This window comes from Bacteroides reticulotermitis JCM 10512, assembly GCF_000517545.1.
In the GTDB taxonomy this organism is placed as follows: Bacteria; Bacteroidota; Bacteroidia; order Bacteroidales; family Bacteroidaceae; genus Bacteroides; species Bacteroides reticulotermitis.
In genome coordinates this window covers 124038-139278 of sequence record NZ_BAIV01000005.1, presented here as the reverse complement: position 1 = coordinate 139278, position 15241 = coordinate 124038, and the positions used below count along the sequence as shown (strand labels likewise).

10 protein-coding genes are annotated in these 15241 nt (G+C 42.2%); 6 read left to right on the top strand and 4 right to left on the bottom strand.

Going from position 1 to position 15241, the window contains the following annotated elements:
- Positions 1-155 precede the first annotated feature (155 nt).
- Genes JCM10512_RS04325 through JCM10512_RS04310 form a run of 4 tightly spaced genes read right to left on the bottom strand, consistent with a single transcriptional unit; the run spans position 156 to position 5241 of the window.
- Entirely contained in the window at positions 156-866 is a 711-nt protein-coding gene (locus JCM10512_RS04325; protein WP_044160731.1) for a LytR/AlgR family response regulator transcription factor, read from the bottom strand.
- A complete protein-coding gene (locus tag JCM10512_RS04320; RefSeq protein ID WP_044160729.1) occupies positions 863-1888 on the bottom strand; it encodes a sensor histidine kinase in 1026 nt (341 codons plus the stop codon). Before JCM10512_RS04320 ends, JCM10512_RS04325 begins: the two co-directional genes overlap by 4 nt.
- A complete protein-coding gene (locus JCM10512_RS04315) occupies positions 1882-2883 on the bottom strand; it encodes a histidine kinase (protein WP_081741218.1) in 1002 nt (333 codons plus the stop codon). Before JCM10512_RS04315 ends, JCM10512_RS04320 begins: the two co-directional genes overlap by 7 nt.
- Positions 2884-2898: 15 nt before the next feature.
- Positions 2899-5241 carry a TonB-dependent receptor gene (locus tag JCM10512_RS04310; RefSeq protein ID WP_044160725.1) on the bottom strand — a complete coding sequence of 781 codons (2343 nt, stop codon included), beginning with the start codon at positions 5239-5241 and terminating at the stop codon, positions 2899-2901.
- A 358-nt stretch (positions 5242-5599) separates the two neighbouring features.
- Here JCM10512_RS04310 and JCM10512_RS04305 point away from each other — a divergent pair, with 358 nt between their 5' ends.
- The 6 genes from JCM10512_RS04305 to JCM10512_RS04280 all read left to right on the top strand — a co-directional run bounded on the left by JCM10512_RS04305 (position 5600) and on the right by JCM10512_RS04280 (position 15234).
- Positions 5600-7045, top strand: a complete 1446-nt coding sequence (locus tag JCM10512_RS04305) for a calcineurin-like phosphoesterase C-terminal domain-containing protein (protein ID WP_044160723.1) — start codon at positions 5600-5602, stop codon at positions 7043-7045.
- A 276-nt stretch (positions 7046-7321) separates the two neighbouring features.
- Complete coding sequence (locus tag JCM10512_RS04300) at positions 7322-7861, top strand: RNA polymerase sigma-70 factor (protein WP_044160721.1); 540 nt, start codon at positions 7322-7324, stop codon at positions 7859-7861.
- 159 nt (positions 7862-8020) lie between these two features.
- On the top strand, positions 8021-9001 hold the full coding sequence (locus tag JCM10512_RS04295) for a FecR family protein (protein ID WP_044160719.1): 981 nt from the start codon (positions 8021-8023) through the stop codon (positions 8999-9001).
- A 239-nt stretch (positions 9002-9240) separates the two neighbouring features.
- On the top strand, positions 9241-12540 hold the full coding sequence (locus tag JCM10512_RS04290) for a SusC/RagA family TonB-linked outer membrane protein (protein WP_439644354.1): 3300 nt from the start codon (positions 9241-9243) through the stop codon (positions 12538-12540).
- A 15-nt stretch (positions 12541-12555) separates the two neighbouring features.
- Positions 12556-14076 carry a SusD/RagB family nutrient-binding outer membrane lipoprotein gene (locus JCM10512_RS04285; protein ID WP_044160715.1) on the top strand — a complete coding sequence of 507 codons (1521 nt, stop codon included), beginning with the start codon at positions 12556-12558 and terminating at the stop codon, positions 14074-14076.
- A gap of 18 nt (positions 14077-14094) precedes the next feature.
- The gene (locus JCM10512_RS04280; RefSeq protein ID WP_044160713.1) at positions 14095-15234 is read left to right on the top strand and encodes a glycoside hydrolase family 18; all 1140 of its coding nucleotides are present in this window, start codon (positions 14095-14097) and stop codon (positions 15232-15234) included.
- The last annotated feature ends 7 nt before the right edge of the window (positions 15235-15241 follow it).

Sequence of the window (15241 nt, the reverse complement as noted above, 5' to 3'; positions counted from 1 at the left end):
TTACCCCCTCATCAAAATGACTTATTCCACAATCGATTATTACTAAATAAGTAGTCAATAAATCGTTTGTGCTACCCGATTTGTAACCTGTTGCAAAGGACAACTTGCTCTGCAATGCTAAAGTGTAGACAGAGACTTTGTCTTTCCCGCTCAAGCTATCCCTGCCCCATCAACGACTCAAAGAACGAATCCCGGTAGAAATTCCCAATAGCAATTTCATATTTGTCAATAAACACATCATTATTACTAAAGGAATTTATGCGATCTTTGTTGACTATATAGGATCGGTTTATTCGTATAAACTGACTTTGCGGCAACTGCTCATGGATCGTTTTGAGATTCATATGGGTTATCAATCGCTGACTTTCGGATTGGATTATCACATAATCTTTAAGCCCTTCGATAAATAAGATATCATCAAAGTTGACCTTGAAGAATCGGCGATCTGATTTGATAAACATAAAACTATTCTCCACTTGCTCCACATTTGTGTTACGCTCTTCCGAGAGCAACATTTCGTGATAGTAAATCGCCTTTTCAACAGCTTTACTAAACCGTTCGGGCTTTATAGGCTTCACCAAATAATCAATGGCATCAACCTCATAACTATCAATAGCAAACTCAGCAAATGCGGTTGTAAATATGATAAGAGTAGTTTCCGAAATCTTCCGGGCAAACTCTATGCCACTAATGCCCGGCATTCGAATATCCAGAAAGATAAGATCAACAGGGTTATCTTTCATAAAATCCGCTGCTGTCTCCGCACTTTCAAAAGCCCCCACGAACTCCAGAGAAGAGATTTTACTAACTAATTTCTTTATACCTCGGCGAGCGATAGGCTCGTCGTCCACAACTATACACTTCATATTTTGAGTTCCATTATTACTGTATACTTTTCCTCTTTATCAATCAGTTCGAGTTTGTAGGCATCCTCAAACAACAGGTCGAGTCTGCGTTTGATATTACGCAAGCCTATCCCACCCTCTTTGCGTGGATAACCGGTTTGCGCCTTCGGATTCTCACACTTAAGATACAACTTCCCGGCGGCAATTCGAAGAACGATGTCTACGTATGAGTCATTCCCCGGATTGTGTTTAACCGCGTTCTCGACGAATGGAATAAACAACAAAGGCGGAACCTCAATATTGCTGTCTCCTACTACGCGTATGTTGTATGTAAACCGATCTCGCCGCATCTTTTCAAGTTCCAGATAGTCTTCCAGGAATTTCAAGTCTTCATTCAGCGGAACCAGCTCTCTTGCCTCTCTCTCGACCTGATAATGCAACAACTCATTTAGTTTTGAAAGCATGAATGAGGACTTATCCGCATCCTCATCAACCAGAATATTCGCATTATTAAGCACATTGAATAGGAAATGGGGATTGATCTGATTCTGAAGACTCGCCAACTCGACCTCCATGGTCGCATTTTTCAGGTCATTAATCCGTTGGGCATTAGCCATGCGATACTTCCACAGCTGAAGCGTAGTCAATCCTATAATAAAAAGGGCGAATGCACAGAAGCCTGCCGACAGACCAATCAGGGGTGGAGTTCCTATATAATGATTGTCTGAGCCACTTTGAATCATACCCACACCCAGTATTATCAATAAGATTAATAGCGGAGTGAGAAATAGGTATAGCTTAACCCTTCCTTGCAATAGCAGGCGAGGGACAAGCAGATAAGCGTTGACGTAGATAAGTACATTGATTACACAAAAATAAGCCAACCAGTCCGCAAAGCTATTGGGAATAAGGTGCAGCGACGCATCCCACAAGGCATTGATACTAATGAGCACAACGGCCAACTGCACCAATAAATGTCTCAAAATCCAATAGTTCGACTTTAAGAGTAGGTTAGAGATCACATAGTTAAATTTACTCAGCATAGCACTAATGTTATGGACTCATCCGTTTTTACCAATTCGAACTCTCTGTTGAGTAGTTGCAGCCGTTGTTTGATTTTCAAGAGATTGCAATCTCTTAAATTAGTACCCGAGGCCGTGCATACAAGCCTCAACCGAGCATCAACCTTAAAAGCGATAGATAGATGCGAAGGTTTCTGGTTTAAGACGATGTCGATTAATGGCATGAACACTGCGGGAGCAACAAACAGGCTTGTATCACCCTCCGCCGATATGGAATAGCCGAACCGGAACAGCGAGTTTTCTTGTCGCAAGGTCAGGTTATTCTCGATGAATTTAATCTCCGATTCTAATAATACCCTTTCCCGAGCGCAATCATAGAGCTGGTATCGAAGCAGTTCGCTGAGCTTGAAGAGAATCTCCGAAGTCTGTTGAGGGTTCGACTTAGCTTTGACCGACGCACTGCTCAGCGTGGAATAAAGCAATTGCGGATTGATGCGATTCTTAAACTCCTCAATATCATTTTTAAGCTGACTGTTTTCCAGACTATCTATTTGGCGACTATCTTTTATCCACTCTCTAAACAACAAGGTCGCCGAACTACTGGCAATGCAGATACCGTATAAGGTCGAGTTTGAAAGCCAGTCCAGCAACGCGATGCCTGTTACAGCCCTTTCCACTCCCATAATATGCGATTCAACAAAGTATTTCATTGTCACAAATCCATAAACGCTTAAGAAAAACAGCAAAACATAGTCCACATACCTACCTTTTATCAGAAGCCGGGGCGTCAAAAAGAAGATATTAAAATAGGAGAAGACAACCATAGCAGCGGCCACACCCAATCCATAGAGATATATCGTGCGTATAGTTATTCCCTCGGCACTTCCCAGCACAAAGAAGGCTTGAGACAGAGCAATTGGAATCAGTGCCGACACGAAAACAAGATGTCGCCACACTTTGAATCTCGACTGTGTCAGAAAATCAAATAATATATTCTTATATTCACTACCAATCATTTCCAAATATATGAATTAAAACTCAATTCTATAGCTAATATTAAACATTGATGTCTCCGGACGGTAAGGTTCGATAACACCTGTTTGGATGTTGTACTTATGTTCTTTATACTCCTTTTGCTTAGTTGCGTTCACACTTTTAATCGCAAATTCGTGTGCCACACGCTTTCTATTCATCTTATAGCTTATCGAGAAGTCGCCTATGAACATCGGAGAAAACTGTTCGGCATACATCCGAGTCTCATCATATTGCACTTCTTTGTCGGGATGAGCCATTGTCGCCGCTTCGTCTACCGGAGAATAACGTTTGCCACCCATTAACGTCAGCTTTAGGTTTACCCCCAGCACATCACGTTTGAACATCCACTCTTTACCGATCAAGCCATTCAGGATGAAACGCCTGTTATACTTTGTGCTGTACCAACTGTTGTCAGCCGCCCGGTATTCCGAGTTAAAAAGCGAAGCGGTAACCATATAGTAGAGCCCCCGCTGAAAGTATCGTTCGAATGTTAGATCAACTCCGTAATTGCGTCCCTTACCCTCATTGACCAACAACTCCGTCAGGTAGTAATGGTCTCTATTGAGAATCGAGAACGAACCATCGGCCGTAACCGGAACATCGAACAGGTATTGATAATAGGGCTCAACGCGTAGATTCATATTATCCGAGATCCGATAGTTGTAAGAGAGTATTAAATGGTGGCTTTTAGTCAAATCCAAGTTCTTATTCGGTTGATTCCCGTTGGCATCCTTAACAAAATAGACATCCGGTTTCTCCATCCGACTATGCAAGCCATACCCAACGGCCAAAGAACTTTTCGGGGTAGCTTGCCACTTCAGGCTGGTCCGAGGTTCAACCGTTGTATTTTTGTTGAGGGCCAGATGTTGCATATTTACGCCGACAGAGAGAAGGAATTTTCGGCCAAGCGCTACTTTCGAATTGCTATAGGCCGATATTAGGGTCGTGTTTCCCGTTGCTTTAGCATAATTCGCTAGCGGATTGCCAAAGGTCGGTGTGAAATCTAAATTCATATCGTAATCTATATTGGTAACCGTCACACCTGTTTTATTGGTGTGCCGAGCACCGAACTTATGATTCACGAAGGATGTAAACACCAGATTCGTGGTATTCAACGTCATATCGGTTCGGGGGCTCCGGTTGTTGTCCAGATCCACCACTTCTTCATCGATGCTATTCCATAAATAGGTCACTGCCAAGGTGGTATTAAGCGATGTTTTCCTATTGCCGAACAGGTATTTATGCGACAAGCCACCGGCTCCGGACTTTTGCTTGGCACCGGTCAGAGAACCATCATCAAGGTATTTCCACTTTCCGAAATCTTCTAAAATCGGATCAACGTTATCGATAAATCCTAGTCCCCACAGAGAGAACACGCCTGCCTTTTGAGTCGGGAAGTTTAGTTTGAAGTTTAAGTCCTGGTAACCAAGCGTACCGCCCATATCTTCTTTCCCACGTATTTTCTCTACAAGTTGCGTGGTCGAATAACGGTAATTCACCAAATATGAAGAGCGTTGCTTTTTGCTGATAGGCCCTTCGGAGGCAAAATCGATACCTAGCACGCCAAACTGGAAAGTGTGCTCGTAGTTTTGATTATTACCATTGCGCAACTTCATATCGAATACACCCGAAACCGCATTGTTAAACTCCGCCGGAAACGCACCGTTCATGAAATCCGAATTCCCCAGTACATTGCTACTCAACGCCGATAAAAAGCCTCCTCCCAAAACATCGACATCCGCAAAGTGATTGGGATTGGGAATCTCCACACCTTCCAGGCGCCATTGCAGCAGGCTCGGAGCATTACCCCGCACGGATATGCCGTTGTTCGAAACACTCGGCGTTGCCACCCCCGCATACGAGCTAGCCAAACGTGCGGGGTCATCCATTCCCCCCGCGAAACGACTTGCTTCTTCTACGCTGAACATTTGTCCCCCAAGTAAAGCCATCTCATTAAGCGGTTTCGCTTTATTGATCTGGGGCCGAACAACCAGTCCTTCAAGTTCAATTGGCTTCTGAAGAAGTCCTACTTCCAGATAAACTTCTTTGGCTGAGCCGACAAGTATCTCCTTGATGATCGAAGTCTCATAACCGAGATAGTTCACGGAGACCGTATGCCTGCCTATCGGCACTCGACTTAAAACAAAGATTCCTTCCGCATCAGTAGTAACGCCAATTGAAGTGCCTTCTAACTTCACCATTGCTGACTGCAACAATTCTCCCGAATCGTTATCGCTAACCACACCTCGAATTGTCTGAGTCAGCTCAGTCGTATTTTGAGCAGATATGACTTGCGATAGTACAAGCAAAGCCATCATTACAAGAGTTATTTTCCGCATCTTTTTAATCTTATTTGAGTTTTAATATTTCCATGCCGCAAACATAAGCTGCATTCGCCTTCGTTTTGAGTTTAGTAGACAGACCACACTGAAAATTATATAGAACGGACTATTTCATATACATACGTTTCAACCACTTTCGCCGGCAGTTCTTCATTCGGTCGATGAAGCTAAAACAGTATGTCTCAGGATTATTGCTTATTTAAAAGAAAACGTGTATATTCGAATCGAAGAAGTTGCCGGACAGTAGCCTTTGCCCATAATCACCCGTGGAAACGCAAATGTTACTTCTCTGTCATTCCCATTTCACTCCATTCAGCTCTCTTTGCTGATAAATTAATTAGATTCACAGAACTCAATGAAAACAAGTAAACTTTTAATCTCCCTCTTGCTTCTCCTGACGGTAAGCAGCAGCGTGGTTCAAGCCTCGATGAAGGAGAAGGTGACAGTGAAAGGTGTCGTAACCGACACCGGAAAGAAACCGATAGCCGGTGTAGTGGTAACGGATGGAGCAAACTTCACGCAAACGGATGAGAAAGGACGCTATTCGTTGCTGTCCGACCTCTGTCAGTCCAAGTTTGTCTACCTGTCGGTACCCGCTGAATACAAAGCCAAGATAAAAGACGCGCTTCCCTTCGGTTATTATGCACCCCTAAACAAAACGCAGCAAATCAACCAACACAATTTTGTATTGGAAAGACGGACGGCCCCAACAGACGACTTTGTATTCATCGCGATCTCCGACCCACAGGTGAAAAACGAGAAGCAGCTAGACCGTTTCCGTACCGAAACCCTGCCGGATCTGGAAGCAACTTTAGGTTCATTGGGCGGACAAGAGATTTACGGCATGATGCTAGGTGACATTGTTTGGGATGCGATGCAACTCTTCGCTCCTTATAAAGAGTCGATCGCCAAACTCAACCTGACGATGTATCACACCATTGGCAACCATGATTTTGATCTTCAATACGCCGCGCTAAACAACACGCCAACAGCAGATGAATGGGCGGAGCATGTCTTTGAAGCGAACTTTGGGCCGACCGATTATTCGTTTAACGTAGGCAAAGCTCATATCATTTCGATGAAAGACATCGACTACTACGGACAAAAAAAATACGAAGAACGGTTCACGCCTGCCCAATTAGAATGGCTAAAGAAAGACCTCAGCTACGTAGCACCGGGTACCTTGGTATTACTCAACCTACACGCGCCCGTTGCCAACCATTCTCACAATGGCGACGGGAACGCCCGTAACGCCGCTCAACTATTCGAAATACTCAACGCTTACCAAACCCATATATTCGCCGGACATACCCATTATTACGAGAACCGTGTGGTGTCTCCCAACATTTACGAGCACAACATCGGTGCCGCATGCGGAGCCTGGTGGGCAGGAGAAGTGAACCGATGCGGAGCTCCCAACGGTTACCTCTTGCTGAATGTGAAAGGGGATCAGGTATCCTGGCAGTATAAAGCTACCGGACAGCCATTGGATTATCAGTTCCGCATCTACAAACCGGGCGAGTTCCAGTCGCAACCGGAATTTCTGGTTGCCAACATCTGGGATTACGATCCTGCCTGGACACTGAAGTATTATGAAGACGGAGTAGAGAAAAAAGGCGTGCTGGAATCATTTGACGACGAAGACCAAGCTTTCATCACGATGAATAAAGGCAAAGGAACCGGTTATCACACCTACCACCTTTTCCGCGTACGCCCCTCCCATCAGGCCCAACAGGCAGAGGTTGTCGCAACCAATCGCTTCGGACAATCGTTCCGTCAAAAAGTAGTATTGAAACCCTAAGTCAGGCCTCCCGTACCTAGAATAGCATAGGTACGATCCATTCATTTTCCCTCCGTCCGAAATGACATTATTCATTTTCGGGCGGAGGGAATCTTTGCGTCTTGCCTAAGTCTGCCTGATGAAAAAACGACCATTCCGAGAAGTAGCATACTGATACGAAAAAACAGAATAACGGTGTAGTATAAATGCATATGCAAGATATTGTTAGGCATATTCTTCTAATTGAAATAAAATATGTTTCTTTGCATTTACTAAGCACTTATAGAAAACACAAAGATGGCTCTTAATTTCAACCATGTATACAACGCCTATTACAGGAAGGCATTTTTGTTTACCCAATCATATGTACATAATGATTTAGTTGCAGAGGATATTGTTTCCGAAGCAATCATTCATTTATGGGAACTAAGTAAAAAGGGGAAAATTGAAAGTATTGAGGCTATATTAATCACTTATATTCGTAGCAAGTCACTTAATTATCTGAAACATATCCGAACTCGGCAGAATGTCTTTCAGGATTTATTGGATAAAGGGCAACGTGAATTGGAAATTCGCATATCCACACTGGAAGCATGTAATCCGGAAGAAGTCATGTCTGAAGAATTGCGGTTAAAAGCTAAATCTTTAATCGAGAATATGCCAGAGCGTACGCGAACTGCATTTATATCAGCTCGTCTGGATGGAAAGTCGCATCAAGAAATAGCTGATGAATTAGGTATCAGCGTAAAAGGGGTAGAATATCACATTAGTAAGGCAGTTAAAATACTTCGCGAGAATTTGAAAGACTATACTCCATTTCTCTTCTTTATGCTCTGAATAAGGTAAAAGAAACTCCTATTTTCAAGCTCAAAGTATACATTTCTTTAATAACAATAAAAAAAATCTTCTTTTGTACTAGGGAATATACGCCGTGGGTGGTATTCTTAATGAAGGGAGAACAAACTTCTGTTGTTATCACTCATAAAAAGACATTGTATGCATCAAGAATTACTTTTAAAATATATTTCAGGGAAAGCAACTAAGCAAGAGACAGAGGAAGTTGTGACATGGATTGACTCTGATCCTAACAATCTAAAAAAGTTTATGTCACTGCGCAAAAGCTATGATGCGCTGATCTGGCAAGATGCTGATAAACCATGTGCCAAGACCGTAAAAAAACGCACATTGCAAATAGCCATGCAAGGAATTATGCGTATTGCTGCTGTGTTTGTGATTGCTTTTGGATTGTCTTATATCGTGTTACAAGTATTACAAGAAGAAAATATAAGGATGCAGACTGTTTCTGTTCCTGCCGGACAACGCACGCAAGTGACATTGGCAGATGGAACTACAGTTTGGGTGAATGGAAAAAGTACGCTCACTTTCCCCAGCCGGTTTGCCTCTCAAACACGTAACGTACAGCTGGATGGTGAAGCATATTTTGAGGTCCAAAAAGACCCGAAAAAGCAATTTATTGTTTCTACTGCTCATCAATCCAGCATTAGAGTATTGGGAACTAAATTCAATGTAAAAGCTCACAAGGATGCCGAAGATGTAATAACAACTCTGATTGAGGGGAAAATTAATTTTGAATTCAACAATGCCAGCCATCAACAGGAATATATAACAATGAAACCGGGCCAAAAACTAGTTTATAATTCCCAAAATAGAAAGCCCCAACTGTATACGACTTCAGGTGAAAAAGAATTTTCTTGGAAAGATGGAAAGATTATTTTTGACCAAACTCCTTTAAGAGACGCATTGAATAATTTGGCCGAAACATATAATGTAACATTTGTGATTCTGAAAAATGTTCCTGATGATGATTCATTCTCTGGAGAGTTTATAAATAAAAGCTTGGAACAAATACTCAATTATATCAAGGCCTCTTCAAAGATAAACTGGCGCTATTTAAATAATGAGCAAACCAATAAAGAAAAAAGCAAAATAGAAATATTTATTAGTACTAATAAATAAACCTTAATCCCTTAAAAACATATTGCGATGAAAAACAAAGATCCCTAGTTTACCAAAAACATACGGATGATATTTGCCGTATCCTCCCGTATGAAAAATCAGTCGTATGATCCTTACTTGTTTTGCCGACAAGTAGAGTTTACCAATTTTCTAACTAAAATCGTTTCAAAATTATGCAAAATCATTGTATCATCCAATTTTTTGGAAGATTAAAGTCGCCTGCACGCACTTTAAAAAAAATGCCACTATCTATGAAACTACTATTCATAATACTAATTTGTTCCGTCGGATTGGGGTATGCATCCGAAGGGCATGCTCAAAAAACTTCTATTAGCTTGAAAGCAACCGACTGTACGGTTGGGGAGGTACTACACCGAATTCAGAAAGAATCGGGATTTGGCTTTTTTATTAATAATAAAAACATCGATTTTAATCGTCGAGTATCGGTTTCTGCTTCAGAAAAGAACATACTATATGTTTTGGATCAGGTATTCGCAGGAACCAATGTTAGCTATACTATTATAGATGATAAAATTGTGCTAGCAGCAAAAAAAAACGTCATCGTCTCAAAGGACGAGAAAGTAGTGAATGGCGCGGTCAAAGATCAGAATGGCGAACCATTAATAGGCGTTTCTATTTTGGAAAAGGGAACGAATAACGGAGTGATAACCGACCTTAATGGTAGCTATAAAATCACAACTCAAACTGCGGATCAGATACTTATTTTTTCCTATATCGGTTATCAAACCCAGGAGGTTTCAGTAAAAGGAAAAACCAGTTTAAATATCATATTGAAGGACGAGGCGCAGAAGCTGGACGAAGTAGTCGTAACGGCATTAGGTATCAAGCGTTCAACAAAAGCTTTGAGTTATAATGTGCAGGAAGTAAAAGGCGATCAACTTACGGCAGTGAAAGATGCGAACTTTATAAATTCGTTGGTCGGTAAGGTAGCAGGTGTTACAATCAATTCCGGTGCAGCCGGCCCAGGTTCTGCTACTCGTGTGGTAATGCGTGGTATGAAATCCATTGAGAAAGGCAATACAGCCCTTTACGTTATAGATGGTATTCCTATGTACAATAGAAACTTCGATGGTGGAGGCGGAGTATTTGGAGGTTCTACGGGATCAGAAGCGGCAGCCGACATAAACCCTGAAGATATAGAATCTGTCAACATGCTTACCGGACCGTCAGCAGCTGCCCTTTACGGGTCTGATGCAGCAAACGGTGTTGTCATCATCAATACAAAGAAAGGAGCAGAAGGTAAGACCTCTGTGACAATCAATAACTCCACTACGTTTTCTAAGGCGTACATGATGCCTGAGATGCAGAGCCGCTACGGCAAAACTGCCGCTGATTATGAAAGCTGGGGTGATCCTCTTCCGAAAAGTTATAGTTACGATCCTAGCAAGTTCTTTAACACAGGTACGAATATTATCAGCTCAATTTCTCTTTCCACAGGAAACGCGCGTAACCAGACTTATCTTTCGGCTTCCACTACTAATTCTGCGGGTATTGTTCCAGAAAGCAAATATAACAGGTATAACTTCTCAGCCCGCAATGTTTCCAAATTTGCAAAAGATAAGTTGATTCTTGACTTCGGTGTCAATTTCATCATACAAAACAATAAAAACCTCGTCTCACAAGGAGTTTATAACAACTCTATTGTAGGTCTCTACCTCTTTCCGAGAGGAGAAAACTTTGATGAAGTCAGAGTATTTGAAAGATGGAATGATGCACGTGGAATACAGATGCAATACTGGCCTTACGGTGCAGGAGCTCATACCATACAAAATCCTTACTGGATACAAAACAGGATGAATAGGGAGATGCACAAACGCCGTTATATGCTCAATGCTTCACTCCAGTATAATGCTACCGACTGGCTCAATATCATAGGGCGTGTGCGAATGGACGAATCTACTACACAGCAAAATAACAAGTTCGCAGCATCTACTAATACTACTCTTGCTGGCCTTAACGGAGGCTATCGTGTGGAAAATGGAAACGACCGTACCGTATATGCGGATGTAATGGCCAATTTAGATAAGAGTTGGGATAAATTCAGACTGGTGGCCAATGTCGGTGCTTCACTGAACGATCAATACTTTTATAGTGTCTATATGTCAGGTGACCTTGTCGTTGCCAACCATTTTGCTGCCAATAATCTAGATTTAGCATCCCATTTTAAGAGAAACGAGAAAGGATGGCACGACCAAACTCAGTCTATATTCGTTTCAGCGGAAGGAAGTTGGAATGACGCCATTTACCTTACTCTTACAGGACGTAGCGATTGGGCTTCACAGCTTGCATTCTCAAATCAAAAGTCTTTTTTTTATCCTTCAGTAGGTCTTTCGACCATTATTTCTAATTTGGTTTCACTCCCCGAATGGATTCCATACCTTAAAGTACGCGGATCTTATTCAATGGTTGCGAATGCATTCTCAAGATTCATTTCGAATCCCAGCCTTGTATTCAACGAACAAACTGATACATGGGGCCAAAACTCTACATATCCTTACAGAAATTTGAAGCCTGAAAATACTCACTCATGGGAAGTAGGAATGAATGCAAAATTCTTCGAGGGTCTCAGTCTTGATGCGACTTACTATCGTTCTAATACGTTCAACCAGACAGTGTATGGTTCACTTCCTGCATCGTCGGGCTACTCAAACTTCATCGCACAGACTGGTAATGTTCAAAATGAGGGTCTAGAATTGGGGCTCGGCTACGACAACAAATGGGGAGACTTTAGATGGGGAAGCCATTTTACATTTACTTTCAACAAGAACAAGATTGTTGACCTCGGCGACGACATCGTAAATCCGCTTACAGGAGCAGTAAACCGAATCACGGAAATCCGCAAGTCTTGGCTTGGAACTGCAAACGTAGCACCTCAGGTGATTCTTCGCGAGGGTGGATCGCTTTCAGATATTTATGTAAATCATTTTATAAAACGCGACTACAACGGCTCTGTAGCTGTCGACAATAACGGTAATATCTCTATGGAGGCGGTCGATCCAGTCAAGGTGGGTTCTCTCTCACCCAAGTGTAATCTTGGATGGAGCAACAACTTCGATTACAAAGGTCTTTCTCTCGGAGTAGTTATCACCGCTCGTATCGGAGGACTTGTATATTCAGGTACTCAGGGGGTACTAGATTATTACGGTGTGTCTGAAGCATCAGCATTAGCAAGAGAAGGAACGCCTATAAAGGTCAATCAGGGTGCTATCAGTCCCAAGAGCTACTATCAAACCATTTCTGCAGGTAATGGAGGTCACGGTGCATACTATCTTTACAATGCGACGAATGTTCGTTTGCAAGAACTCTCCTTAAACTATACGCTTCCTAAGGCTTTGTTTAGCAATAAGGTAGGACTTACATTTGGTTTCGTGGCACGAAATCTTGCAATGATTTATTGCAAAGCACCGTTCGACCCTGAGCTTTCTGCTTCTACAGGAAACAACTACTATCAGGGAGTCGATTACTTTATGCTCCCTAGCAACCGTAATTTTGGATTCAATATCAAATTCCAATACTAAAACATTTAGCAGGTTATGAATAAAATAATAAAGACAACAGCTTTGGCAGCTTTCACAGCAATAGCGGTGAGCAGTTGTACAAATAAGTTTGAAGAATATAATACCGATCCTTTTGCCCTACGTACAGAAGATCCCTCTGTACTGATTGCAACCATGTTTGAACCTTTGATGTATGTTCAGCAGAACTCTTCTCAGATGGTCGATCAGATGATTGGTACTTATGGAGGATATTTCGCATTAAATGCTCGCTGGAATGGTCAGAACTTTGATACATTCAACATTTCAGACAATTGGGCCGGTAGTGCTTACAATAGAGCATTCAATACCATTTATGCCAACTATTTTAAGATAGAGCATATAACAGAAGGTCGAGGACACTATTTTGCCTTTGCAAAGCTTCTTAAAGCAGTGTCAATGGCACGTGTAGTCGATATTCATGGTCCGATTCCTTACTCTCAGGTGCAAGACGGAGATATGACCGTAGCATACGATTCGGCCGAGGATGTATATTTACACATTATCGACGATTTGAAGTCATCCGCAGAAGTGCTGACCAATTTTGTAACTTCTGCTCCGGGATATAGACCGTTAGCTGGCAGCGACCCGATTTATGGCGGAGATTATTCTGCTTGGGCTAAATTTGCAGAATCCATCATCATGAGAGTCGCAATGAGAACTGAAAATAAAGAAGCCTTTGTAGATGCCATGAATTCTCCTATAGGTTATATTATGTCCAATTCAGACAATGCTTTGCGCGATCCAAAGTCAATGGGTAACCCGTACAATATTGCCGGTTCTATTTGGAATGAGCTTCGTCCGGCATCTTCCCTCGTGAGCTACATGGTAGGATACAATGATGGACGAGCAGACAAATGGTTTACACCAGCAGCTGCAGCATGGCAAGCACAATATGGAAAATATGTAGGAATGCGAAGAGGCAACGAAATCTTACCTGGTTATGATGCTAATAGAAGCAAGCTGACTTTCAAACATGAGGATTTACTCCCTGTCTTTGTAGCTGCAGAATCGCAGTTCCTTTTGGCAGAGGCTGCACTCAAAGGATGGATTTCAGGAGACGCAAAAAAATTCTATGAGAATGGTATTAAGTTATCTTTCGAACAGTGGGGTGTAGCTAGCGTTGATGCTTATATTGCAAACAAAACCAGTATTCCAGCAGGCCATAAAGAGGCTGCAGCCGCACAGAATTATGACCGAAAAACCCAAGTCAAGATAGCATGGACAGCCGAATCGACTATTGAAAAACATCTTGAGCAGATTATTACTCAAAAATGGATTGCCAACTATCCACTTGGGTTGGAAGCATGGGCCGACTTTCGACGTACAGGCTATCCGGAACTTGCTCCGAGTGTAAGCAATCTTAGTGGAGGCATCATTACAAATGTAGTTCGTGGAGCACGCAGAGTCCGATATCCGTATCAAGAAAAAGACCTCAATACGGAGAACTACCAGGAGGCGCTCACTCTTCTTGGTGGAGCCGACAATGAAGCTACCGATTTATTCTGGGCACAAAAATAGTAATAAAAAATAAAGATTATGAAATTCAATATATTGAGAATGAGCTTAGCTGCAGTGTTATTTCCTGTATTTTCAGGGTGCAGTGAGTGGACGGACATAGAGGTAAATGTGTACGACGATTGTCCGCTGGATAAGATAGATAGAGATGATGCCTATTATCAAGCTCTGAGAGATTACAAAGCATCAGAACATTCCGTTGCTTTTGGCTGGTGCAGCGGCTGGGGGGAAGGCAGTGCAAATATTTCTGCTATGCTTTCTGCGATTCCAGATTCTATGGATATTATTTCATTGTGGGATAATAGCCGTAATCTTACCCCGACAAAAAAAGCTGATCTGGAATATGTACAGAAAGTGAAAGGCACTAAAGTAGTAATCTGTGGTTTCGTGCATGTAATAGGACAAGGATATACACCACCCGAGTTTAATGGTAGCGAGCAGCAAAGAGAAGCATTCTGGGGATGGGATGACGGTGATGAGGAGGCAATCCACTCGGCGATTGCAAAATATGCAAACGCCATTTCTGATTCCCTCTATAAATCGGGGTACGATGGTTTTGATATAGACTATGAGACAGGCGGGAAACTGGATCAGAATAAAAAATATTTTGGATGGTTCGTTGAGGAAATGGGACATTACTTCGGTCCAATGTCCGGTACAGGAAGATTGTTCCTAATAGACGGATATGTCAACCAACTTGCTCCGAATCTGGCTCAGTATGTAGATTATTTTGTATCACAAGCATATTCTGTTTCAGGTGGTACTCCCTCACCTTCTGCAGGTACTACTGCAGCAGACAAAGACAGACGTCTCGCACAATGTGTAAAAGCCTTCAGCACTGTAATGACCGAAGAGGAGGTAACCAATAAATTCATTGTTACCGAAAATGTGGAATCGGCAATGGATTGCTTGAAAGGAGGGTTCTTTTGGACAGATATTAAGAATCGTAAATGGAGCAAAGATGTGATGCCTTCTATTGTGGGATTTGCATCATGGGAACCTTCTAACGGATTCCGCAAGGGGGGATTCGGCGGATACAAGTTCAATAATGAAGCTGTAAGTAGCACTCCGTATAAGTGGTTCCGTAAGGGTATTCAGCAGCAGAATCCTGCACCGGGAGCAAAAATTATTACTGATGATGATTTTGTAGCAGCAAAATAATTAAATA

Bases quoted from the DNA above. Each gene is read 5' to 3' on its own strand.
- JCM10512_RS04320 (WP_044160729.1), bottom strand. From the start codon at position 1,888: ATGCTGAGTAAATTTAACTATGTGATCTCTAACCTACTCTTAAAGTCG.
- JCM10512_RS04300 (WP_044160721.1), top strand. From the start codon at position 7,322: ATGGCTCTTAATTTCAACCATGTATACAACGCCTATTACAGGAAGGCA.
- JCM10512_RS04285 (WP_044160715.1), top strand. From the start codon at position 12,556: ATGAATAAAATAATAAAGACAACAGCTTTGGCAGCTTTCACAGCAATA.
- JCM10512_RS04315 (WP_081741218.1), bottom strand. From the start codon at position 2,883: ATGATTGGTAGTGAATATAAGAATATATTATTTGATTTTCTGACACAG.
- JCM10512_RS04295 (WP_044160719.1), top strand. From the start codon at position 8,021: ATGCATCAAGAATTACTTTTAAAATATATTTCAGGGAAAGCAACTAAG.
- JCM10512_RS04280 (WP_044160713.1), top strand. From the start codon at position 14,095: ATGAAATTCAATATATTGAGAATGAGCTTAGCTGCAGTGTTATTTCCT.
- JCM10512_RS04290 (WP_439644354.1), top strand. From the start codon at position 9,241: ATGCCACTATCTATGAAACTACTATTCATAATACTAATTTGTTCCGTC.
- JCM10512_RS04310 (WP_044160725.1), bottom strand. From the start codon at position 5,241: ATGCGGAAAATAACTCTTGTAATGATGGCTTTGCTTGTACTATCGCAA.
- JCM10512_RS04325 (WP_044160731.1), bottom strand. From the start codon at position 866: ATGAAGTGTATAGTTGTGGACGACGAGCCTATCGCTCGCCGAGGTATA.
- JCM10512_RS04305 (WP_044160723.1), top strand. From the start codon at position 5,600: ATGAAAACAAGTAAACTTTTAATCTCCCTCTTGCTTCTCCTGACGGTA.